The sequence below is a fragment of the Pseudomonas sp. AP3_22 TE3818 genome, from assembly GCF_053628995.1.
On sequence record NZ_JBRJHL010000001.1, the window covers coordinates 5,853,988 to 5,877,500 of the forward strand.

A 23,513-nucleotide genomic window follows, 5' to 3' on the forward strand; every position below is an offset into this window, starting at 1 on the left:
GGCGCCCTGCCCCTCAGAAGCCACGCATGCGGCGGGCTTCGTTGCGCTGCAAGGTCATGGTCGGGGTTTCGTCGAACAACTTGCGGTACTCGGCGGAAAAACGCCCGAGATGGGTGAAGCCCCAGCCCATGGCAATCGCGGAAATATTGCGTGCAGAACCGTGCTCGAGAATCTCCTGACGCACCGCGTTCAAGCGATGTTTTTTCAGGTAGACCATCGGCGACAAGGCGAAGTACTTCTTGAACGCCTCGAACAACTTGAAGCGCGAGACGCCGGCGGCGGCTTCGATGTCCTCCAGGTGCAGGGCTTCGCGGGCGTTTGCGTGGATGTATTGCCGGGCGCGAATCAGGTAGTGCGGCAACTTCACGCCCAGCACCTCCCGCAGCTCTTCGGAATAGTTGTTCGGCTGGGCGAGGATCAAGCCTTTGATCAGCGAACTTTCAATGTCACGAGTGAAGGCCACCTGCTCATAGAGTTCGCTGCTGCGCTCCAGTTCGGCGATGAAATAGCGCGCCATGCGCCACCATGAAGCCGATGCCCCATCGACCGCATCCATCACCGGTTCGAAGCGCAGCGGCGTATCCAGAGGGCGCTGTAGCAGCCCCTCCAGCGACTCGCTCATGGCGACTCGGGTAATCACCACCTGGACCTTGCGGCAATCGCCGGAGATCGCCAGCAGCTGGTTTTCATTCGGGGAAATGATCACCCCTTGATCGCGGTCGGACTTCACCACGCTGCCGTTCTTGCTCAACTCCTGCTCGCCCACCAGCGGCAGGCTCAGGCTGTAACTGCTGAAGTGCTCGGCGTCTTCGATATCGATGGTGACATCGGTGCCGTACTCGATGGTGCCAAGGGTCGTGGCCATCGACTTGAACATATTGGCGCTATGATGAAAACGGATCCGTTCGGGCGTCGTGGTGACGAGTCGATGCGGCCCGCAGATCCCGGACATCCAGCTCCTCGCGGCCTCAAGGTCATCGCTGTCGACACGAATGTCGCGACACTGCGGATCAGTTTTGCTGTTCATCACGGTGCACTCACGGGCTATTTTTTCGGCGCGCTCTGACGGCGCGTCTCCGGATTGGAAAGGCAAGTTCCAAGCCACAAAACATCAGCGCCAACTTAGCGGATAACAATCCTCGACTAAGCGGATAACGCCACCGGCCAGAGGCTGGTAATCGCGATCAAACAGCATTCGACGCTGCACAAAACAGTACCTGATTACTGCAAACAGGGGCAGCCGTTCATCGCGTGGTGCGCCGTTTGAGTCGGCGCTGCCCAGCTTGATACCGGACGGGTGTTACCGCACCAATTTTATGGACTGCCTTCGCCGACTAACCGGATAGACCCCGACCCGCCCCGCTCCTTCTAATGAGCCCACGATTAGCCCCAATAAAAACAGGTACACACCCATGAGTGGCGAAAAAAACGTCGAGCAATGGAAAGCGTTTATCCAAGGCTGCCTGGATTTCCGTCCGGTGGAGGGCGTGTTCCGCATCGCCCGGGACATTTTCACCGAACCGCAGTTGTTCGATCTGGAGATGGAACTGATCTTCGAGAAGAACTGGATCTACGCCTGCCACGAAAGCGAACTGGTCAATAATCACGACTTCGTCACCCTGCGCGCCGGCCGTCAGCCGATGATCATCACCCGCGACGGCGAAGGAAAACTCAACGCGCTGATCAACGCCTGCCAGCATCGCGGCACCACCCTGACCCGCGTGGGCAAGGGCAACCAGTCGACCTTCACTTGCCCGTTCCACGCCTGGTGCTACAAAAGCGACGGCCGCCTGGTGAAGGTCAAGGCGCCCGGTGAGTACCCGGAAGGTTTCGACAAGGCCACCCGTGGCCTGAAAAAGGCCCGTATCGAAAGCTACAAGGGCTTCGTGTTCATCAGCCTCGACGTGCACGCCGACAACAGCCTCGAAGACTTCCTCGGCGACGCCAAGGTGTTCTTCGACATGATGGTTGCCCAGTCACCCACCGGTGAGCTTGAAGTACTGCCCGGCAAGTCGGCCTACACCTACGACGGCAACTGGAAACTGCAGAACGAAAACGGCCTCGACGGCTATCACGTCAGCACCGTTCACTATAACTACGTGGCCACGGTGCAGCACCGCCAGCAGGTCAACAGCGAGAACGGCACCAGCAGCGGCGGCACCCTCGACTACAGCAAACTCGGAGCCGGCGACGCCAACACCGATGACGGCTGGTTCGCCTTCAACAACGGTCACAGCGTGTTGTTCAGCGACATGCCGAACCCGTCAGTACGCTCCGGCTACGCGACCATCATGCCGCGCCTGGTCGAAGAACACGGCCAGCAAAAGGCCGAATGGATGATGCATCGCCTGCGCAACCTGAACATTTATCCGAGCCTGTTTTTCCTCGATCAGATCAGCTCGCAACTGCGCATCATCCGCCCGGTGGCCTGGAACAAGACCGAGATCATCAGCCAGTGCCTGGGGGTGAAAAACGAGTCGGACGCCGACCGCGAAAACCGCATTCGCCAGTTCGAGGATTTCTTCAACGTCTCGGGCCTGGGTACACCGGACGACCTGGTGGAATTCCGTGAAGCCCAGCGCGGTTTCCAGGCGCGCCTGGAGCGCTGGAGCGACATTTCCCGAGGCAGTCACCAATGGGCCACCGGCGCCACGCCCAACAGCGAAGCCATCGGCATTGCCCCCGCCATGACCGGCACTGAATTCACCCACGAAGGGCTGTACGTCAACCAGCACAGCAACTGGCAGAAATTCCTGCTCGATGGCCTGGACGCGAAATCCCTGAAACTCCGTGAGGTGCAATGATGAATGCGCAACTGCAGTACCAGATCGAACAGTTTTTCTATCGCAAATCCGAACTGTGCGACGCCCAGGATTGGGACGCCTATCTCCAATTGTTCGACGAACAGAGTGAGTTCCACCTGCCGCAATGGGACTCGGAGCACGTCTACACCCGCGACCCAAAACGCGAGATGTCGCTGATCTACTACCCCAACCGTTCCGGCCTGGAAGACCGCGTGTTCCGCCTGCGCACGGGCAAGTCCGCATCCTCGACGCCGATGCCGCGCACCTTGCATTTGATCAACAACGTGCGGGTCGACGAACAGCAGGACGGCGAGCTGGAGGTACGCCTGAACTGGCACACCTTGTTCTATCGACTGGCCACGGCCGAGCAGTTCTTTGGCCGCGCGACCTATCGGCTCAAGCCTCATGCCGATAGCTGGCTGATCAGCCGCAAGCATGTGCTGCTGCTCAACGACACCATCAACTCGGTACTCGACTTTTACCACCTCTGAATCCATGGAGACCGAGGCATGAATCACAAAGTAGCGTTCAGTTTTGCCGACGGCAAAACCCTGTTCTTTCCGGTACAGCCCAACGAAATCCTGCTCGACGCCGCCCTGCGCAACGGCATCAACATTCCCCTGGATTGCCGCGAAGGCGTCTGCGGAACCTGCCAGGGTCGCTGTGAATCCGGCGACTACAGCCAAGACTATGTGGACGAGGAAGCCCTCTCCAGCCTGGACCTGCAACAGCGCAAAATGCTCACCTGCCAGACGCGGGTGAAGTCCGACGCGGCGTTTTATTTCGACTTCGCCTCCAGCCTGTGCAATGCCGCCGGCCCGGACCGCCTGACTGCGACCGTCACTGACGTCAAGCAGGTTTCGGCCAGCACGGCGATTCTGCATCTGGACCTGGGCTCGGTCGGTCAGCCACTGGATTTCCTGCCGGGGCAATACGCCCGGCTGCAGATTCCCGGCACCGAGAGCCTGCGCGCCTACTCGTTCGCCAACCGCCCGAGCAGCAGCAATCAACTGCAGTTCCTGATTCGCCTGCTGCCCGACGGGGTGATGAGCAACTACATTCGCGAACGCTGCCAGGTGGGTGATGACATCGTGCTGGAGGCGCCGCTGGGCGCCTTCTATCTGCGCCACGTCGCCAAACCACTGATTCTGGTGGCGGGTGGCACCGGGCTTTCCGCACTGCTCGGCATGCTGGATGAACTGGCCGAGCGCGGCTGCGGGCAACCGGTGCATTTGTATTACGGCGTGCGGGATGCGGCTGACTTGTGCGAACGCGCGCGTATCGAAGCCTATGCCGAACGCATTCCGGGGTTTCGCTACACCGAAGTGGTCAGCGAACCCTCGCCGCAATGGACGGGAAAACGCGGCTACATTGCCGAGCATTTCGACAGCAGCGAACTGCGCGACGCGCCGGTCGACATGTACGTCTGTGGCCCACCGCCGATGGTCGAGTCGATCAAGAGCTGGTTGCAAACCCAGGCGCTGGACAGCGTGCACCTGTACTACGAAAAGTTCACCGAGAGTAATATCTGATCTTGCAAATCAAGCCTGACAACAATAACCAGAAGGGAACGAGATGGCAGATGAAATCTTGCAACAGGGAACGCTCAAGCGGGGGTTGAAAAATCGTCATATTCAACTGATCGCCCTGGGCGGGGCGATTGGTACCGGGCTTTTCCTCGGCTCTGCCGGTGTGCTCAAGTCGGCCGGGCCGTCGATGATCCTCGGCTATGCGATTGCCGGTTTCATTGCGTTCCTGATCATGCGCCAGTTGGGCGAGATGATTGTCGAAGAGCCCGTGGCCGGCTCATTCAGTCATTTCGCCCATAAGTACTGGAGCGGTTATGCCGGTTTTCTGTCCGGCTGGAACTACTGGGTGCTGTACGTGCTGGTGGGCATGGCCGAACTGACGGCCGTCGGCAAGTACGTGCAGTTCTGGTGGCCTGAGGTGCCGACCTGGGTCAGCGCGGCGGTGTTCTTCGTGCTGGTCAACCTGATCAACACGATGAACGTCAAAGTCTTCGGTGAGATGGAGTTCTGGTTCGCGATCATCAAGGTCGCGGCCATCATCGGCATGATCGTCCTGGGCTGCTACATGCTGTTCAGCGGCACGGGCGGCCCACAGGCTTCGGTCAGTAACCTGTGGAGCCACGGCGGTTTCTTCCCCAACGGAACCACCGGTCTGCTGATGTCGATGGCCTTCATCATGTTTTCCTTCGGTGGCCTGGAGCTGGTCGGCATCACTGCCGCTGAAGCCAGTGATCCGAGAAAGGTCATTCCCAAGGCGATCAATCAGGTGGTGTATCGCGTGTTGATCTTCTACGTCGGCGCACTCACCGTATTGCTGTCGCTGTATCCGTGGGATCAACTGCTGCAAACCCTGGGCGCGTCCGGCGATGCCTATGGCGGCAGTCCGTTTGTGCAAATCTTTTCGTTGATCGGCAGCGACACCGCCGCGCACATCCTTAACTTCGTGGTGCTCACCGCAGCGCTCTCGGTCTACAACAGCGGCGTCTACTGCAACAGCCGCATGCTCTATGGCCTGGCCGAACAGGGCGACGCCCCAAAATCGCTGATGAAGCTGAACAAACAAGGGGTGCCATTGCGGGCCCTGGGTATCTCGGCGCTCATCACGATGTTGTCGGTACTGGTCAACTACCTCGCCCCACATGAAGCGCTCGAACTGCTGTTCGCCCTGGTGGTCGCGTCGCTGATGATCAACTGGACGCTGATCAGCCTGACCCATCTCAAGTTCCGCAAAATCATGGGCCAACAAGGCATCGTGCCAAGCTTCAAGTCCTTTTGGTTTCCCTTCAGTAACTACCTGTGCCTGGCGTTCATGGCCATGATCGTCTGCGTGATGTGGATGATTCCGGGCATACGCGCGTCGGTCATCGCCATTCCAGTGTGGGTGTTGATCATCTACGCGTTCTACCGGGTGCGTGTCGCGAAGGATCGCGGTTTACCCGTCGTTCAACAGGGTTCTTTACGCAAACCCGGAAAACTGTAGGAGCCGGCTTGCCGGCGATGGACTCAAGTGCGCCGCGTTTATCCGGTTCACAGCGTTATCGTTAACGACCATCGCTGGCAAGCCAGCTCCTACAGGAGACCGCGAGTCGAAACCCAAAAAAAGCCCCGGCACTCAATGAATGCCGGGGCTTTTTTATTTTGGATCAGGCCCTGCGTCTCAGAGAGTAGAACGTACTCGCCACAGCTCCGGAAACAGCACGGTGTCGAGCATCTTGCGCAGATAGCCGACGCCTTCAGTGCCGCCGGTGCCTGGTTGAAAACCGATGATCCGCTCGACCGTGGTCACATGGCGGAAGCGCCACTGGCGGAACGAGTCTTCCAGATCGATGAGTTTTTCGGCCAGCTGATAGAGGTCCCAATAGCGCGAAGGGTCCTTGTAGACGACTCGCCACGCGGCTTCAACCGAGGCGTCATGCTGCGTCGGGCTGGTCGGGTCACGCTCGAAACGCTGCGGATCAATCGTCAGACCGGCACTGGCCATCAAGCGAATCGCTTCGTCATACAGCGACGGCGTGGCGATGGCTTTTTCGAGTTCCTCCAACAGCTGCGGACGATGCGCGTGGGGCCGCAACAAGGTCGCGCTTTTGTTGCCCAAAATGAATTCGATCTCGCGGTACTGGAACGACTGGAAGCCCGACGACTGCCCCAGGAAAGGCCTGATCGAGTGGTACTCGGTGGGCGTCATGGTCGCCAGCACCGTCCAGGCATGCACCAGTTGATCAAAGATGCGCGAGACTCGCGCCAGCATCTTGAAGGCAGGCGGCAACTCGCCCAAGCGCATGTGTTCGCGGGCTGCCTTGAGCTCGTGCAACATCAGCTTCATCCACAGCTCGGAGGTCTGGTGCTGGATGATGAACAGCATCTCGTTGTGGTCGGGTGACAACGGGTGCTGCGCACTGAGAATGCGCCCCAGGTCCAGGTAGTCGCCGTAGCTCATGGAGTCGGAAAAATTCAACTCGGCGTTATGCCATTCCGCAGTCGGATTGGCCGATGAATAGGGACATTGGCTCATTGAGCAGGCTCCTCACGTTGCGGTGAATTCAGTGGACGCAATATGGCCCGGACCGGGCTGGCATCAAGATTGGCAAAACGTAGCGGCAGCGCGATCAGCTCATAATCGCCTTCGGGAACTTCGTCGAGCACGATGCCCTCAAGAATGGCCATGCCGTGATGCGCCACCGCGTTGTGCGAATCCATGGTCTTGGATTGCTGCGGGTCCAGCGACGGCGTATCGATGCCGATCAGCCGCACGCCGAGGCTGGCCAGCAGATCGACAGTTTCCTTGGCGACGGCGGTGAAGTCCGGGTCCCAGGTGGTCAGCGGTGCGTTTCGATAGGTACGCAGCAGGACGCGCTCAGGGAGATGTTCAAGACGCCCCCGCAATTGCTCCGGCTGCACCAGTTGGCCGCTGTCCAGGCAATGCAATACCCGGCAAGGCCCGATGTAGACGTCCAGCGACACTTCGCCAATGGCCTTGCCATCCGCGCTGTAGTGCAGCGGCGCGTCGACATGGGCACCGGTGTGCGGCGACAGCGTGATGCGCCCGACATTCACAGGGCACTCGGGCCCGAAGCTCCAGACGCGCTCTTCCTGAAACGGCGTATCACCCGGCCAGGTCGGGGTTGCGGTACTCAAGGGCGGGCTGATGTCCCACCACGACATTGTTTTTTTCATAGCAAAGCTCTCGGCCTTTTCCGAAGTGAATGATACGAGGGATACCTGTGCATGTTCTTGCGAAAACTTTCGGTAATGCTCGGATCTTTCGCAGAAACCGCCGCAAATCGATCAATTATCGAGGGTAAATTTCAACCGCTTCGGCTAACGCGGCCAGATACCGCCCGCTGCGTTTCTGGATACATCAATGTCGAGCACAGACAACTGATGTCGCGCCGGGCGCTATAGGGTGCGACTTCAGTTCTTGAGCCCACTGCCCGGAGTCATCATGACCGCACCGATCACCGTTCTGCGCGACACCCATCCGCTGCCCGTACTCGACGCCTGCAAATGGGAAAAACTCGAAGGCGACCCGCACACCGTCAACCTCAATGCCTACACCAGTGAAGACGGCAGCAAGATCATGGGCACCTGGATCTGCACGCCGGGCAAGTGGTACGTGGAATATGTGAAATGGGAGTACTGCCATTTCCAGGAAGGCTACTGTGTCATCACCCCCGAAGGCATGGCGCCGATCCACCTGCGCGCCGGCGATATTTTCGTCATCGAACCGGGGATGAAAGGCACCTGGGAAGTGGTGGAAACCGTGCGCAAATATTTCGTGTTTGCCTGATACAAAAAAACCGGGGGATCACCCGACGTGATCTCCCGGTCAAAAGTCTTTAGGTAAGCGCCGTACCCTGTGGGAGCGAGCTTGCTCGCGATAGCGGTGGGTCAGTCACCATCAATGTCGACTGTAACGACCTCATCGCGAGCAAGCTCGCTCCCACAGTTTTTGTTATTGCGGCTTGCGATAGCCATTGATGATCGCCGAAAAGTCCTGCCCACCTTCCCCACGCAAACTCATCGCCTGATACAACTGCTGGGCCACCGCGCCAAGCACCACCGGCTGGTGCGCCTGACGCGCCGCTTCAGTGGCCAGCCCCAGGTCCTTGAGCATCAGTTCGGCCCCGAAACCGCCGGTGTAACCGCGCGACGCCGGCGCCGTTTCGACGATACCCGGCCACGGGTTGTACATCTCCGAACTCCAGCAACGCCCGGTGGAACTGTTGATGATGCCCGCCAGCACCTTGGTGTCGATGCCCAGCGCATCACCCAGCGCCATGGCTTCGCTGACGCCGACCATGGAAATCCCCAGCAGCAGGTTGTTGCAGATTTTAGCGATTTGCCCGGTGCCGACCTCACCACAATGGACGATGTTGCGGCCCATCTGCGCCAGTACCGGTTGCAGGGTGGCGAACAGTTCAGGCGTGGCGCCGACCATGAAGGTCAGGGTCCCGGCGGCTGCACCACCGGTACCGCCAGAGACCGGCGCATCGGCCATGGTCACGCCCTGTTTGGCAGCGGCGGCGGCCACGTCCCGCGCGGTCTGCGGATCGATGGTGCTGCAATCGACCGCCGGTACGCCTTGACCGATACCGGCGAGCACGCCGTCTTCACCCAGCCACACACTGCGCACATGCACTGCGGCAGGCAGCATGGTGATCACCAGTTCGGCGCCCTCCGCCGCTTCACGGGCCGAAGGGCTGATACTGCCGCCCAACTGTTCCAGCTCCGCCAGTACAGCCTTGTTCAGGTCCACCAGGCGCAGTGCATGGCCGGCCTTGATCAGGTGGCGCGCCATCGGCGCGCCCATGTTGCCCAGACCGATAAAAGCGATTTTCATGTCCGGCTCCTTATCGCAGGTTGATCGTGGTGTTCACACCGTCGTTGACGCTGTTGTCATCGAACCAGCGGCTGGTGACGGTCTTGGTCTGAGTGTAGAACTGCACCACTTGCTTGCCGTACGGACCGAGGTCGCCGAGCTTGGAGCCGCGCGAACCGGTGAAGCTGAAGAATGGGACCGGCACCGGAATCGGGATGTTGATACCGACCTGGCCGACGTCGATCTCGTTCTGGAATTTACGTGCCGCTGCACCGCTCTGGGTGAACAGGCCCGTGCCGTTGCCGAACGGGTTGGCGTTGACCAGGGCGATGGCCTCGTCGAGGGTGGCGACTTCCAGCACCACCAGCACCGGGCCGAAGATTTCCTGTGTGTAGATCTGCATGTCGGTGGTTACGCCGGAGAACAGGGTCGGGCCGACAAAGTTGCCCTTCTCGTAACCCGGAACCGAGATCTCGCGACCGTCCAGTTCAAGTTTGGCGCCTTCCTTGATGCCGCTTTCGATCAGGTCGAGAATCCGCGCCTTGGCTTTTTTCGAGATCACCGGACCGACATCGGTGCCCGGCTCGCTGCCGGCATTGACCTTGAGTTTTTGCGCCAGCGCCTTGAGGTCCGGCAGCCATTGCTTGGCGGCGCCCACCAGCACCACCACCGAAGTGGCCATGCAGCGTTGACCGGCAGCACCGAAGCCGGCACCGACCAGCGCATTCAGTGCTTGTTCGCGATTGGCGTCCGGCAGCACCACGGCGTGGTTCTTGGCGCCCATCATCGATTGCACGCGCTTGCCGTGTTTACCGGCCAGGTCATAGACATGAGTACCGACGGCGGTCGAGCCGACAAAGGAAACCGCCTTGATGTCCTTGTGGGTGCAGAGCCCGTCCACCACATCCTTGCCGCCATGCACGACGTTGAGCACGCCGGCCGGAATGCCCGCCTCGATCGCCAGTTCCACCAGGAGCATGGTCGACATCGGGTCCTGTTCCGACGGCTTGAGCACGAAGGTGTTACCGCAGGCGATGGCCATCGGGAACATCCACAGCGGAATCATTGCCGGGAAGTTGAACGGGGTAATGCCCGCGCACACGCCGATCGGCTGGCGCAGGGTGTAGGTGTCGACGCCACCGGCGACGTTTTCAGCGAATTCGCCCATTTGCAGGCTGCCGATGGAGCAGGCGTGCTCGACCACTTCCAGGCCACGGAAAATATCGCCCTCGGCGTCGGCAATGGTCTTGCCCTGCTCGGCGCTCAGGACCGCGGCGATGCGCTTGGAGTGCTCGCGAATCAGCGCCTGGAGCTTGAGCATGATGCGCATCCGCGCGCCGATTGGCGTCAGCTTCCAGGTCTGGAACGCACGATGAGCGGCGCTGATGGCGGCGTCGACTTCTTCGGCGGTGGCAAACGGCACTTTGGCCAGCACTTGCTGGGTCGCCGGGTTGATGATGTCGTGCCATTCGGTGGACTTGGACTCGACCCACTCGCCGTCGATCAACAGTTTGACCTTTTGCACGGTGGTTTCGTTAGGCGTGAGCGATACGTTCATGTGGGTCTCCGGATCTTTGTTGTTATCTTGGGAGCCAAGGCGAGCAAGTCGCCTTGAGATGAGCTGTGTGTCGCGAATTGGTTCTCGGACTGTTTTTGGAGTATAGATGTGCAAACTTCTGATAAGAACGCACATAAAAACCGGTCCAACATGCAAAAAAACATCACCTCCCTCGGTTCGCTGAACTGGGATGACCTCAAGTTTTTCCTCGAAGTCGCCCGCACCCGCAAGGCCAGCACCGCGGCCAAGCGCCTGGCTGTGGACTACACCACGGTGTCGCGGCGCATCAGTTCGCTGGAAACGGCGCTGGGCACCTTGCTGTTCGAGAAGTCCCGGACCAACGGCTTCGTCCTGACCGCCGAAGGCCAGCGGTTGATGGGGTATGCCGAATCGATCGAAAGTACCTTGCACATGGCGTGCGAGCAGGTTTCCGGGTCCGGCGTGGCGCTGTCCGGTCATGTGCGCATGGGCTGCACCGAAGGCTTCGGCAGCTTTTTCATCACGCCGCAGTTGAGCCACTTCGTCGACACCTACCCGGCGATCTCGGTGGACATCCTGCCACTGCCGCACTTCATCAGCCTGTCCAAGCGCGAGGCCGACATCGTCATCGCCCTGGAGCGTCCGGAGCATGGGCCGTACGTCTGCTGCAAACTGTGCGACTACCGGTTGCAGCTATACGCGACCCAGGATTATCTCGACAACCACCCGGCCATCCGCCGCCCGGCAGACCTGGCGAAACATTCGTTTATCAGTTACGTCGACGACCTGGCGTTCAGCTCGGAGCTGTTGTACCTGGCCAATGTACTGCCCGGCGCCAGCGCCAACCTGCGCAGCACCAGCGTGATCGCGCAGTTCGTGGCGGCGCAGCAGGGGCGTTCACTGGCGATCCTGCCGTGCTTCCTCGCCACTCAGGACCCGCGCCTGCTGCCGGTGTTGCCACAGGAAATCAACATCACCCGACAGTTCTGGATGTACTGCCGGGAGGATCTGCGCAAGCTCAAGCGGATCACCCTGCTGTGGGATTACATCCGCCAGGTCACCGAGCAGAATCAGGGCCTGCTGATGGGGGAAAGCCGGGAGATGTTGTTTGCCGATTAGTCGGTGCCGAGCTCCAGCATCAGCCCGCTCAAACGCTTGACCCGGCGTTTCACCGCCTCTTCAAACACACCTGGGCGCGATTCGATCAGGGTGAACCAGTCCTTGGCCCGGGTAATCCCGGTGTAGATCAATTCCTTGGTGAGGACCGGATTCAAGGCATCAGGAAGAATCAACGCGGTGTGCGCGAACTCCGAGCCCTGGGATTTATGCACGGTCATGGCGTACACGGTTTCGACATCATTCAGGCGGCTTGGCAGGACAAATCGCACGCCGCCCTGGCCGTCATTGCGTGGGAACGCCACACGCAAAACCTGTTTTCCATGGCCTTCCTGTTCCGGGAGCTTGAGGGCGATGCCAATATCGCCGTTCATCAAACCCAGGCCGTAATCGTTGCGGGTCATCAGCACTGGGCGACCTTCATACCACTGCTGGTCGCTGTCGATCAGGCGTGCCCTGAGCAAGGCCTCGGTCACTCGCTGGTTCAAGCCCTCCACACCCCACGGCCCCTTGCGCACCGCACATAACAGCTGGAACGCGTCGAAGGCTTGCAACACCTCCCGGGCCCAGTCAGTCCAGCGTGAATCTTCCAGCGGGCTGTCGAGTGGCGGCCGCTGTTTGCGCAGCAAGGTCAGGTAATGCCGATAACCCTGCGGGCCCTCACCGTGACCTTCGAGCAGCAAACGCTCCAGGGTCCGGTCCTGCTCCCCTTTGAGGGACAAGCCATACACATCGTCATGGCTTCGCGCAGACAACAACTTGCGGGCTTCTTCCGGTTGCTGCTGGTTGACCCAACGAGCCAGTTGGCCAATACCGCTGCCTTCACCGAATCGCCGGGAATGGCGCAACATCACCACCTGTTGGGCCAGTGGATGAGCGCCCTGCGTATCCTCCTGCAGTCCGCCGGCCTGCAGGCTTTCGCCGCTGACGGCTTCCAGCCACTGGCGTGTCTGCGGGCTGTACCAGCCAGCCTCTGCGTCGCGACACAGATCCCCCAGTACCGCACCGGCTTCGACCGAAGCCAGCTGGTCCTTGTCCCCCAACAGCACGAGGCGTGCATGGGCCGGCAAGGCGTCGAGCAGATTGGCCATCATTTCCAGGTCGATCATCGAGGCCTCGTCCACCACCAGCACATCCAGCGGCAGGCGATTGCCCGCGTGGTGCCGGAAATGACGTGTCCCAGGCCGGCTGCCCAGCAGACGGTGAACGGTGGTGACGTCGGACGGGATCTTCTCGCGTATGGCTTCGCTGACCTTCAAGGTCCGGACTTGCTGGCTGATGGACTCTGTCAGACGCGCCGCGGCCTTGCCGGTCGGTGCGGCGAGGCGAATGCGCAAAGGCATGCCGGCCTCGACCGCCGGCGCCTGGAGCAACGCCAGCAAGCGCACGACGGTGGTGGTCTTGCCGGTCCCCGGCCCCCCCGTCACGATGCTGAAGGCGCTGCGCGTCGCCAGGGCGCAGGCCAGCTTCTGCCAGTCAATCACTTCACCCGGCCGGGCAGGCCCGAACAAACCGGTGAGGCGCTGGAGCAGGTCGTTCGGCGTGGATTCGTGCTCCGTCAGGCGCTCGCGCAGCGAAAGGTCGATCCGCCGCTCGTAGGCCCAATAGCGGCGCAGGTACAAGCGTTTGCCCGATAACACCAAAGGTCGGTCACGCACGTTGTCACGGCTGTCAGCGGCCAGGGCGACCAGGTTGCTGGCGGCCAGCACCTTGCACCAATGAGCACCGTCCAGCGATCCGAGCAATTGCGACGGCAACAGCATGGCGCCGCCTTGTACGTCACCTTCGGGCGGTAATGACAGGGCGAAGTCCGGTTCTTTCAGCGTCTCGAACAGGTCGAGGCAGACATGCCCGTGGCCCAACTGGTGGCTGGTCAACGCGGCTGCCAGCAAGACCAACGGATCATCCTCCGGTGCCAGCTCATGCAGAAACGCCACAAAGGCTTTGTCCAGCGCGCGCAGCCAGCCACGTTCGACCCAGCGCGTGAGCAGCAACAGCAAATCGTCGGCACGACTCAGCAGCGCCAGATCGGCCAGGCTTTCGGCTGCCAGCGATGTCGGCAGCAAATCGGTGAAGGTGCGACTCATAACAGTACTCCCTGTTCCCAGGCGGGCTCGGCCTTGGGTTCTGGCTTGCCTTGGAACAGCCTGTCCAGACGCTCGATCAGTTCTCTTGGCGGACGGGTGAAAAACACCCCCTGGCTGGCCGCACGCGTACCCCGCAGAAACAGGTACAACGCACCGCCGACATGCCGGTCGTAGTCGTAATCGGCGAGACGCGCCTTGAGCTGGCGATGCAGGGCCAACAGGTACAACACGTATTGCAGGTCATAGCGGTTGTCGAGAATCGACTGCTCCATGGCCGCCACGGTGTAGGCCGCATCATCGGCGCCAAGCCAGTTGGATTTGTAGTCGGCAACGTAATAGCGGCCGTCGTGCTCGAACGTCAGGTCGATGAAGCCCTTGAACATGCCGTTGAGCAGCACCGGTTCGGCGGCCACCCGGGCCATGCCGCCATGGGTGTACTGGCACACCAGCGCATCGAGCTTGAGTACATCGACCTTGTGGCTGGCAAACCAGAATTCCATCTCGACCTGGTATTGCGTCAACTGCGCGAATATCACCGGCGCCTGATCGGCTCCCAGTTGCAACGGCGACTTGAGCAGATGCTGCAGCCAGTCACTCAGCGTGGTGATCCAGCCCTCCCAGCCTCGGCGATTGCAGCGACGGGCAATGGCGTCGATCACCTCCTGTGGCGCCGCGGCAAACCCTTCGCCCCCCGCCCACTCGAGCAGACCATGGAGGAAGGTGCCGGGGTTCGGGCCGCGCGGGAAGCGATGGATATCGCCGCCACTGGCCACCACTTCCCTGGGAGCCTGCGGGTCGAGACGTTCGTCATCGAACAGTTTTTGCGCCTGCGGACTCTCCGGCGCCTCGTCCGTGCCGACACTCAGGGTGTCGCCAATGCGCAATGCGCTGTAAGAGGCGATCCACCAGCTTTCACTGGCCTTGCGTTTCGGGATCAGCGGAGCCAGCAGCGCCGCGTCGTTTTGCGGTGGCTGGTAATGCTCTGTTGTCGCATCAGGCATCTGGGCATACGCCAGCGCCGGGCAGTCCTGTTGCAGGTCGCGCAACCACTGCTGCAACGCCGTGGAGTCGGCCAATGGCGCACCGCCCCCCAACAGATAACCCAACGCCGACAGATGCAGCACCGAACCATTGTTGTTGCCGCGCTTGAGGTCAGCCACCCCCAGCCAGCAGGCGTGTTGCGCCCGGGTCAGTGCGACATAGAGCAAGCGCAGATCCTCGGCCAGACGCTCATCGTCGGCCAGGGCAATCAATTCTGCCGTCGGCTTCAACGTGACCTGGGCATTGCCTGATTCATCGTGGTAGTGCAACGGCAGGCGGCTGCCATCTACCGGCTTCGCCGAGCAAATAAACGGCAGGAACACCAAGGGGTATTCGAGGCCTTTGGACTTGTGGATGGTCACGACCTTGACCAGTTGCTCATCACTTTCCAGACGCAGGATCTGCTCCTCGCCCGCCTGCCCGGACAACGCCAGATGCTCGGACAAATGCCGGATCAGCGCTTGTTCGCCGTCGAGTTCGGCGGCGGCCTGTTGAAGCAATTCGGACAGGTGCAGGAGGTTCGTCAAGACCCGCTCGCCGTCACTGCGGGCGATCAGCGCCTGGGGCAGGCGGAAGTCGTGCAGCAAACGACGCAGCATCGGCAGCACACCCTGCTTGCGCCAGACTTCGCGATAGCCACGGAACTGCATGACCCGGGATTCCCAGGCCAACTCGTCCTGATTCAGCCGCTCCAGCTCGGTCAACGAAAGGTTCAAGGTGATGCTGGCCAACGCGGCCCGCAGCGGACGCTCGACATCCGGCTCGGCGCAGGCCTTGAGCCAGGTCAGCACGTCATGCGCCTCCTGGGCGGCGAACACCGAGTCCTTGTCCGACAGGTAGACACTGCGCACGCCCCGCGCAGCCAATTCGCCACGCACCGCCTGCGCTTCCTTGCCATCGCGTACCAGGATGGCGATGTCCGCCGGCAGCAGCCCTCTGAAGGCTTTACCGTCCTGGGAGAACCCCGCTTGCCCCTGCTGTCCGCCATTGAGCAATGCCGTGATTTCACTGGCGCAGGCCGCCGCCAGATGTTGCCGGTACACCGCACCGGACAACGGTTGTTCTGCCGGCAAGTGCCAGATGTTCAAGGCCGGGACTGCCTGATCATTTATATGCAGGACTTCTTTGCGGCCCTGGGAGGCCACCGGCATGAACGGAACCGGGTTATTGCCATTCGGCTCCCGAAAGAGGAATGCGCCCCGTCCCGACTCCCGGGCTTCGGCACGCTCGAACACATGGTTCACCGCGTTGACCATGCCATGGCTTGAGCGGAAGTTGGTGCCCAGGGTGTGCAGGCGGCCGGTGGTGGCCTGCCGGGCACGCAGGTAGGTATGAATGTCGGCCCCGCGAAAAGCGTAGATCGCCTGTTTCGGGTCGCCGATCAGGAACAGGCCGCACTCGGGGCTGTTCTCTTCAATCCGGTAGATGCTCTCGAAGATCCGGTATTGCACCGGGTCGGTGTCCTGGAACTCATCGATCAGGGCAACCGGAAACTGTTCACGAATCAGGGTGGCCAGGCGCTCGCCGCCGTCGGACTGCAAGGCCGCATCAAGGCGCAGCAGCATGTCGTCGAAGCCCATTTCCGCACGACGGCGTTTCTCTTCTTCGAATCGTGCCCCGACCCAGCGGGCGGCATGTTGCAGTACGGCGGCATCGGGCGTTGGCAACCCGTCGAGACAGGCCTTGAGGCCGGCCATCGCATCGAGCCCCGGATGTCGAGGCGCTTCGCCCTTCCAGGCTTCGGCCATGCCATCCGGGGTCAGGCGCGTGAAACCGGTGCCGATATCCAGTTGCTCGAGGGATTCGTCTTCGGCCCAGGCTTTGATTTTTTCGAACCAGGGCTCGAAATAGCGTGCCTGCATCTTGCGACCGTCGACAGCCTTGCTGGCAACGCCCTCGTGGCAGATGGCAAGCAACTCGTCCGCCCACTGCGGCCATGGCTTCTTGAGCTCGATCAGGGCAGCCCGTCGCTCTTGCAAGCATTGCGAAATTATCTCGGCGGGCTCTTTGCCTTGAAGCGTATCGCGCTCACTGGCGAACAGCGCACGAATCCGCGGCAGCAACGCCGCTGGCCCCCCCCAATTGCTGCGTACCCAATTCAGCGCATCGCCTTGCATCGGGTAGCAGAACAACCGCCAGTAATCGCGCAGGACTTCCCCCAGCAAGTCGCTGTGGTCGGTTTCCAGGCTCTGGGTAAACAGGCTGCCGCTGTCGAAGGCGTGCTCGCGCAGCATGCGCTGGCACCAACTGTGGATAGTCGACACCGCTGCCTCGTCCATCCACTGGGCGGCGATATCCAGGCGGTTTGCGCACCCGGGCCATTGCTCGGGCAAGTACTGATCACGCAGCTCGGCAATCAGGCTGTCGGGGGCCGGCGTTTCATCGCGGAAAAAGCGTGCAGCCTCGGCGAGTCGCGTGCGAATGCGTTCGCGCAACTCTTTGGTGGCGGCGTCGGTAAAGGTCACGACGAGGATTTGCGGCGGCAAGAGCTCACGTCCGAAGCCACTGTGCTCTCCGCCATTGCCCAGCACCAGGCGCAGGTACAACGCGGAAATGGTGAAGGTCTTGCCAGTCCCGGCGCTGGCTTCGATCAGTTGACTGCCACGCAGCGGGAAGGCCAGGGCCAGCGGTGTCTTCGTACTCATCAACGCGACTCCTCGCTGGACAGTGAACGCCAGGGTGCTTCAAGCAGCGGGCGATAGAGCGCATCACACCAATCGGGGAAGGTTTCATCGGCGCTCAGGGCATCGTAATCGGCGAACTGGCGTGCGAGTGCCGGGCTTTCGCGTCGCTCTCCGTCCGTCGTCTGTCCGTCGCCTTCATAGGCTTTGCGCGCAGCGGCCGCGGCTTTGACCGGGTCGGTTTGCCCCAGCCAGGCGAAGGCGGTCTTGACCGCGATCGGTAGAGGCTGGCGCATACCCGACTGCCAGGCCATCAACAGGTCACCGAGAATTTTCCGTGCCGTGGACTCGTCCATCGGTGCGAGCAACAGGCTGTCGTCGCTGGCCACCAGTGCGGTGGTCAACGCCATACCACTGGCACAAGCCACCAGATGGGTGAGCCAGGGGCGCGTCAGTCGATGCCATTTGCGCGATTTGATCGAGCCGATACTGTTGGGGATCGTCGTGACAGATAGCAACCCCCCATCAGCGCGCTGATGCAGGCCGCTGAGCCAGCCCTCGATGTGCAGGCCTTGCAGTTCAAGATTGACCGGCAACGCACTGCTGAGCGGTGTCGGCCACAAAGCCAGGAGCTGTTGGTGGCGTTGCAACAAGTCGGGCAATGGTTCGATCAATTCACGTTGCAGGCACTCACCGAAACCGGCCATGGGCAGCAGCCCGCTGTTTTGCAGGCGTTTGGCCTGATCTTCCAGTGCCTGTGCGGTATTTCCCGAATCCGCCAGCGCCGCTTCGAGCAAACGGTCGCTGAGGCTGTAACGCTGCAACGCATCCAGGACAAAAGGCTCTTCATCGGCCAACGGCACTTCAGCTGCCTCGAAGAAGACTTTCAGTCGCTGGCTGAAAAAGTGCCGTACCGGATTGCGCAGGAAATCCTGCAGCTGACCGAGGCTGAGGGGCTCGTCCTGAACGTGGGGCCCGAGCACTTCGGCGCTCGCCTGTTGCTCTGCCGCTTGATGGAGGACCTGCCATTCGGTGGCGTAGCTGAACGACGCATCCCCTTCGTGAAAGTAGCGGGCGCTGAAAGGTTGCAACGGGTGTTCCCGGGTCATGGCTTCAAGCAGATCCTCGCCACTTTGTGCCAATCGCCAACCGCTGGCCAAGTGGTCACGCAACTGGCCGATCAATACCGACGCCGGCCTCTCGCTGTTGTCGCGGATACTGCGACCCACCCAACTGATATAGAGCTGATCGCGTGCCGACAACAAGGCCTCCAGTAGCAGGTAGCGGTCATCTTCGCGTCGGGAGCGATCGCCGGGCCGATAATCACTGCCCATCAGATCGAAATCCAGCGGCGGTTGCGCACGCGGATAATCGCCGTCATTCATGCCCAGCAGGCAGACCAGTCTGAACGGGATAGCGCGCATGGGCATCAAGGTGCAGAAGTTGACCGCACCGGCCAGAAAGCGTTGGGACAAACGGCCCTGGTCCAGGCCTGCAAGCCAGGCTTCACGGACAACCGTCAGCGGCAACTCGTCCAGCAAACCGACGGATTCGCAGGTCTCGAGCCAGGTCTCGCGCAGCTCTTCGAGCTGGGCCAGCAAGTAGTCATCGTGTTCGTTGCTGGCGAGGAAGAACAACTGCACCAACGCCTGCAAGCGCCCCCCCCATTGCCACGGCGGTGCCGGCTGAGAGAGTTCGTGGTGAGCCACCTCCAGCGCGTCCAGCAGAGCAACCAGCGGACCAATGAGCGCAGCGTCCAGACCACCGATCTCGTCGTAGGGTTCGATACCCTCATAGGCATCGGCGCTGCCAACGGCATAACCGAGCAACATCCGTCGCAAGCCGAAACGCCAGCTGTTTTGCTCCAGTTCATTGGGCAGCCCGAGCCCGGCACGTTGCTCGGCATTCATGCCCCAGCGAATGCCGGCCCCTTCGATCCAGCGGTGCAGGGTCGGCAGGTCACGCTCCTCGACACCAAAGCGGGCGCGCAGTGCCGGGACGTCGAGCAGATCGAGAATCTCACTGACGGGGAATCGGCTGTCAGGCAGCTTGAGCAGGTGCTCGACCGCAATCAGCAGTGGATCGCGACCACGCTGGCCCTGGTCAGCCAGCGTAAACGGAATGAAGCGGGGGTCCTGACGGTCGAGCTGGCCAAACACGGCACGAATGTGCGGGGCGTAGCTGTCGATGTCCGGGACCATGACGATGATATCCCGGGGGCGCAATGCCGGATCGGCACTGAAGCGCGCAAGCAGTTGGTCGTGGAGAATCTCGACTTCTCGCTGGGCACTGTGGGCAATGTGAAAACGGATCGATTCGTCCGTGTGCAGATCGATAGCCGGCCAGCGCTCCCGAGTCTCGTTGAGGGGACGCAACTCGAGGATGTCATCCTGCAACTGGTTGAGCACATTCAGCGGCTGACCGTCACTGAACAGGTCGATGCGCCCGTCACGGAATGCCGAGCGATAGCTGTTGGGATCGTCGTAACTGTCGAGCAGGTTGATGTAGTCCCGCCCCTGTTTACCCCAGGCAGCCAGCAGCGGGTGAGCATGCTGGTGCAGGGTTTGCGGATCGATCACTACCGGCATGCCGCTCTTGCGAGCCTGACGCTTGTATTGATGCCGCAACAGGTCTTTATCGGCGACGATGTCCGCCCAATGGTGACGACACGGGTTGTGTACGCACAGCAGGACCTGACTGAATCGTGCCAGCCCCGCCAGTGCTTCCAGGGCTTGGGCAGGCAGCGAAGAAATCCCGAAAACGATCACTCGCGAGGGCAATCCCTGGGGAGCTGTTTCGAGGTTGTTGATGCGCTCGACGAATCGCTGATGGACCCCGGCACGGCTTTGCGCCATACCTTGCTCTCCGACATCCAGCAAGAGTGCGCGCCATAACTCTGCCTGCCAGCAATTGGCCGGCGTCAGGGGTTTGGCCTCGCCCCTGGCGCTTCTTGTCTGATGTCGACCTTCTGCCCAGTCTTCAAGCCAGTCAGCCCGATAGACCTGGTACTGGTCGAACAGGTCCGCCAGACGCTCAGCCAATTGATAGCGTTTGCGCAGATCGGTGTCATGAGTCAGGAAGCGCTGCAGCGGCTCGAAGTGTGGCTGGTTGATCAACTGCGGCAGCAGGCGCATCAATCGCCAGGTCAGCGGGGCTTTATCGAGCAGGGACTTGGCCGGAATTTCATCGCGCCCAAGGACCATGCGATAGAGCTGCCACATGAAACTGCCGGGCAACTGCACGTCGATGGCGGCGGCGATGCCGCAGCCGCCCATGTCGTCTTCTTCAGAATCTTCCGCCAGGGCCAGCTTCAGCCATTGGGCAATGCCGTTGCTTTGCACCAACGCGATTTCATTCTCCAGGGGAGCCAGCGGGTAGCGCCGCATCCAGCTGACCACCAGGCTGCGCAACTCGTCCAGGCGGTTGCCGTGAACCACCATGAATCCAGCACTGAGGGACGTTGCGTCCGGCATAAGGCTTCCTTGGAAAATGCAAATTCGAGGGACGACTTTAGCATTTGTAGGAGCGAGCTCGCTCGCGAAGGTCGTCAACGATGACGGGGGTTGTCTGGGGTAACGCGGTGCCCTGAAGTTCTTCGTCGGAACGCCGCCCGGAGCAGGCTCGCTCCTACAGGGAACAGCGTTTGAGGTGTATGGAGGCGCAAAAACAAAACCCCAACTGCTTTCGCAATTGGGGTTTCGGAATTTAATCTTGACGATGACCTACTCTCACATGGGGAAACCCCACACTACCATCGGCGATGCATCGTTTCACTTCTGAGTTCGGGATGGGATCAGGTGGTTCCAACGCTCTATGGTCGTCAAGAAATTCGGGTACTGAGTCGCGGCCAGGTGGCCTCGCTTCAGCAAATTGGGTAGGTGATAGTCTGGTGTTTTGCGAGTCTCTCGAACTTTCGGTTCGTTTCGTCTTCACACACCGCAATCTGATGCTCTTTCGAGTAGTCAAATTGCTTGGGTGTTATATGGTCAAGCCTCACGGGCAATTAGTATTGGTTAGCTCAACGCCTCACAGCGCTTACACACCCAACCTATCAACGTCGTAGTCTTCGACGGCCCTTCAGGGGACTCAAGGTCCCAGTGAGATCTCATCTTGAGGCAAGTTTCCCGCTTAGATGCTTTCAGCGGTTATCTTTTCCGAACATAGCTACCCGGCAATGCCACTGGCGTGACAACCGGAACACCAGAGGTTCGTCCACTCCGGTCCTCTCGTACTAGGAGCAGCCCCTCTCAAATCTCAAACGTCCACGGCAGATAGGGACCGAACTGTCTCACGACGTTCTAAACCCAGCTCGCGTACCACTTTAAATGGCGAACAGCCATACCCTTGGGACCGGCTTCAGCCCCAGGATGTGATGAGCCGACATCGAGGTGCCAAACACCGCCGTCGATATGAACTCTTGGGCGGTATCAGCCTGTTATCCCCGGAGTACCTTTTATCCGTTGAGCGATGGCCCTTCCATACAGAACCACCGGATCACTAAGACCTACTTTCGTACCTGCTCGACGTGTCTGTCTCGCAGTCAAGCGCGCTTTTGCCTTTATACTCTACGACCGATTTCCGACCGGTCTGAGCGCACCTTCGTACTCCTCCGTTACTCTTTAGGAGGAGACCGCCCCAGTCAAACTACCCACCATACACTGTCCTCGATCCGGATAACGGACCTGAGTTAGAACCTCAAAGTTGCCAGGGTGGTATTTCAAGGATGGCTCCACGCGAACTGGCGTCCACGCTTCAAAGCCTCCCACCTATCCTACACAAGCAAATTCAAAGTCCAGTGCAAAGCTATAGTAAAGGTTCACGGGGTCTTTCCGTCTAGCCGCGGATACACTGCATCTTCACAGCGATTTCAATTTCACTGAGTCTCGGGTGGAGACAGCGCCGCCATCGTTACGCCATTCGTGCAGGTCGGAACTTACCCGACAAGGAATTTCGCTACCTTAGGACCGTTATAGTTACGGCCGCCGTTTACCGGGGCTTCGATCAAGAGCTTCGCGTTAGCTAACCCCATCAATTAACCTTCCGGCACCGGGCAGGCGTCACACCCTATACGTCCACTTTCGTGTTTGCAGAGTGCTGTGTTTTTAATAAACAGTCGCAGCGGCCTGGTATCTTCGACCGGCGTGGGCTTACGGAGCAAGTCCTTCACCCTCACCGGCGCACCTTCTCCCGAAGTTACGGTGCCATTTTGCCTAGTTCCTTCACCCGAGTTCTCTCAAGCGCCTTGGTATTCTCTACCCAACCACCTGTGTCGGTTTGGGGTACGGTTCCTGGTTATCTGAAGCTTAGAAGCTTTTCTTGGAAGCATGGCATCAACCACTTCGTCACCCAAAGGGTAACTCGTCATCAGCTCTCGGCCTTAAGATCCCGGATTTACCTAAGATCTCAGCCTACCACCTTAAACTTGGACAACCAACGCCAAGCTGGCCTAGCCTTCTCCGTCCCTCCATCGCAATAACCAGAAGTACAGGAATATTAACCTGTTTTCCATCGACTACGCTTTTCAGCCTCGCCTTAGGGACCGACTAACCCTGCGTCGATTAACGTTGCGCAGGAAACCTTGGTCTTTCGGCGTGGGTGTTTTTCACACCCATTGTCGTTACTCATGTCAGCATTCGCACTTCTGATACCTCCAGCAAGCTTCTCAACTCACCTTCACAGGCTTACAGAACGCTCCTCTACCGCATCACCCGAAGGTGATACCCGTAGCTTCGGTGTATGGTTTGAGCCCCGTTACATCTTCCGCGCAGGCCGACTCGACTAGTGAGCTATTACGCTTTCTTTAAAGGGTGGCTGCTTCTAAGCCAACCTCCTAGCTGTCTAAGCCTTCCCACATCGTTTCCCACTTAACCATAACTTTGGGACCTTAGCTGACGGTCTGGGTTGTTTCCCTTTTCACGACGGACGTTAGCACCCGCCGTGTGTCTCCCATGCTCGGCAC

General features: G+C 60.2%; 14 protein-coding genes and 2 rRNA genes (1 of these 16 running past the window's edge). 6 read left to right on the plus strand and 10 right to left on the minus strand.

What is annotated here, in order from left to right:
• Nucleotides 1-13: 13 nt before the first annotated feature.
• On the minus strand, nucleotides 14-1,027 hold the full coding sequence (locus tag AB7M25_RS26680; protein ID WP_429384392.1) for a cupin domain-containing protein: 1,014 nt from the start codon (nucleotides 1,025-1,027) through the stop codon (nucleotides 14-16).
• A gap of 385 nt (nucleotides 1,028-1,412) precedes the next feature.
• On the opposite strand from AB7M25_RS26680, the gene antA reads away from it, so the two are divergent.
• The 4 genes from antA to AB7M25_RS26700 are packed head-to-tail and all read left to right on the plus strand — an operon-like array spanning nucleotide 1,413 to nucleotide 5,813.
• A complete protein-coding gene (gene antA, locus AB7M25_RS26685) occupies nucleotides 1,413-2,804 on the plus strand; it encodes an anthranilate 1,2-dioxygenase large subunit (protein WP_429384395.1) in 1,392 nt (463 codons plus the stop codon).
• A complete protein-coding gene (antB, locus tag AB7M25_RS26690) occupies nucleotides 2,804-3,295 on the plus strand; it encodes an anthranilate 1,2-dioxygenase small subunit (protein ID WP_454238196.1) in 492 nt (163 codons plus the stop codon). Before antA ends, antB begins: the two co-directional genes overlap by 1 nt.
• A gap of 18 nt (nucleotides 3,296-3,313) precedes the next feature.
• A complete protein-coding gene (gene antC / locus AB7M25_RS26695; protein WP_454238197.1) occupies nucleotides 3,314-4,336 on the plus strand; it encodes an anthranilate 1,2-dioxygenase electron transfer component AntC in 1,023 nt (340 codons plus the stop codon).
• A gap of 43 nt (nucleotides 4,337-4,379) precedes the next feature.
• Nucleotides 4,380-5,813 (plus strand): amino acid permease, encoded by a 1,434-nt coding sequence (locus AB7M25_RS26700; RefSeq protein WP_454238198.1) that lies wholly within the window; start codon nucleotides 4,380-4,382, stop codon nucleotides 5,811-5,813.
• A gap of 177 nt (nucleotides 5,814-5,990) precedes the next feature.
• Here the strand turns inward: AB7M25_RS26700 and kynA are convergent, their stop codons facing one another.
• Together kynA and kynB are read right to left on the minus strand one after the other, a co-directional pair.
• The gene (kynA, locus tag AB7M25_RS26705; RefSeq protein WP_104450832.1) at nucleotides 5,991-6,845 is read right to left on the minus strand and encodes a tryptophan 2,3-dioxygenase; all 855 of its coding nucleotides are present in this window, start codon (nucleotides 6,843-6,845) and stop codon (nucleotides 5,991-5,993) included.
• Nucleotides 6,842-7,507 carry an arylformamidase gene (kynB, locus tag AB7M25_RS26710; RefSeq protein WP_429384405.1) on the minus strand — a complete coding sequence of 222 codons (666 nt, stop codon included), beginning with the start codon at nucleotides 7,505-7,507 and terminating at the stop codon, nucleotides 6,842-6,844. Before kynB ends, kynA begins: the two co-directional genes overlap by 4 nt.
• A 268-nt stretch (nucleotides 7,508-7,775) precedes the next feature.
• Here kynB and AB7M25_RS26715 point away from each other — a divergent pair, with 268 nt between their 5' ends.
• A complete protein-coding gene (locus tag AB7M25_RS26715) occupies nucleotides 7,776-8,120 on the plus strand; it encodes a cupin domain-containing protein (RefSeq protein WP_007988984.1) in 345 nt (114 codons plus the stop codon).
• A 165-nt stretch (nucleotides 8,121-8,285) separates the two neighbouring features.
• On the opposite strand, the gene mmsB is transcribed toward AB7M25_RS26715, so the two are convergent.
• Together mmsB and AB7M25_RS26725 are read right to left on the minus strand one after the other, a co-directional pair.
• The gene (mmsB, locus tag AB7M25_RS26720; protein ID WP_454238199.1) at nucleotides 8,286-9,173 is read right to left on the minus strand and encodes a 3-hydroxyisobutyrate dehydrogenase; all 888 of its coding nucleotides are present in this window, start codon (nucleotides 9,171-9,173) and stop codon (nucleotides 8,286-8,288) included.
• A gap of 10 nt (nucleotides 9,174-9,183) precedes the next feature.
• Nucleotides 9,184-10,710, minus strand: coding sequence for a CoA-acylating methylmalonate-semialdehyde dehydrogenase (locus tag AB7M25_RS26725; protein ID WP_429384411.1), 1,527 nt, complete (start codon nucleotides 10,708-10,710; stop codon nucleotides 9,184-9,186).
• A 150-nt stretch (nucleotides 10,711-10,860) separates the two neighbouring features.
• On the opposite strand from AB7M25_RS26725, the gene AB7M25_RS26730 reads away from it, so the two are divergent.
• Nucleotides 10,861-11,808: a LysR family transcriptional regulator gene (locus AB7M25_RS26730; RefSeq protein WP_104450826.1), complete on the plus strand. Its 948-nt coding sequence runs from the start codon at nucleotides 10,861-10,863 to the stop codon at nucleotides 11,806-11,808.
• Here AB7M25_RS26730 and recD read toward each other — a convergent pair.
• The 5 genes from recD to AB7M25_RS26755 form a co-directional block, all read right to left on the minus strand.
• Entirely contained in the window at nucleotides 11,805-13,892 is a 2,088-nt protein-coding gene (recD, locus tag AB7M25_RS26735; RefSeq protein ID WP_454238200.1) for an exodeoxyribonuclease V subunit alpha, read from the minus strand. The two genes, AB7M25_RS26730 and recD, sit on opposite strands and share 4 nt — an antisense overlap.
• The gene (recB, locus tag AB7M25_RS26740) at nucleotides 13,889-17,578 is read right to left on the minus strand and encodes an exodeoxyribonuclease V subunit beta (protein WP_454238201.1); all 3,690 of its coding nucleotides are present in this window, start codon (nucleotides 17,576-17,578) and stop codon (nucleotides 13,889-13,891) included. The genes recD and recB overlap by 4 nt, the downstream gene beginning before the upstream one ends.
• Nucleotides 17,578-21,027, minus strand: a complete 3,450-nt coding sequence (gene recC / locus AB7M25_RS26745; protein WP_454238202.1) for an exodeoxyribonuclease V subunit gamma — start codon at nucleotides 21,025-21,027, stop codon at nucleotides 17,578-17,580. The genes recB and recC overlap by 1 nt, the downstream gene beginning before the upstream one ends.
• 236 nt (nucleotides 21,028-21,263) lie before the next feature.
• A 5S ribosomal RNA gene (rrf, locus tag AB7M25_RS26750) occupies nucleotides 21,264-21,379 on the minus strand.
• A 157-nt stretch (nucleotides 21,380-21,536) separates the two neighbouring features.
• Nucleotides 21,537-23,513, minus strand: a 23S ribosomal RNA gene (locus tag AB7M25_RS26755); it runs 917 nt beyond the window's last position.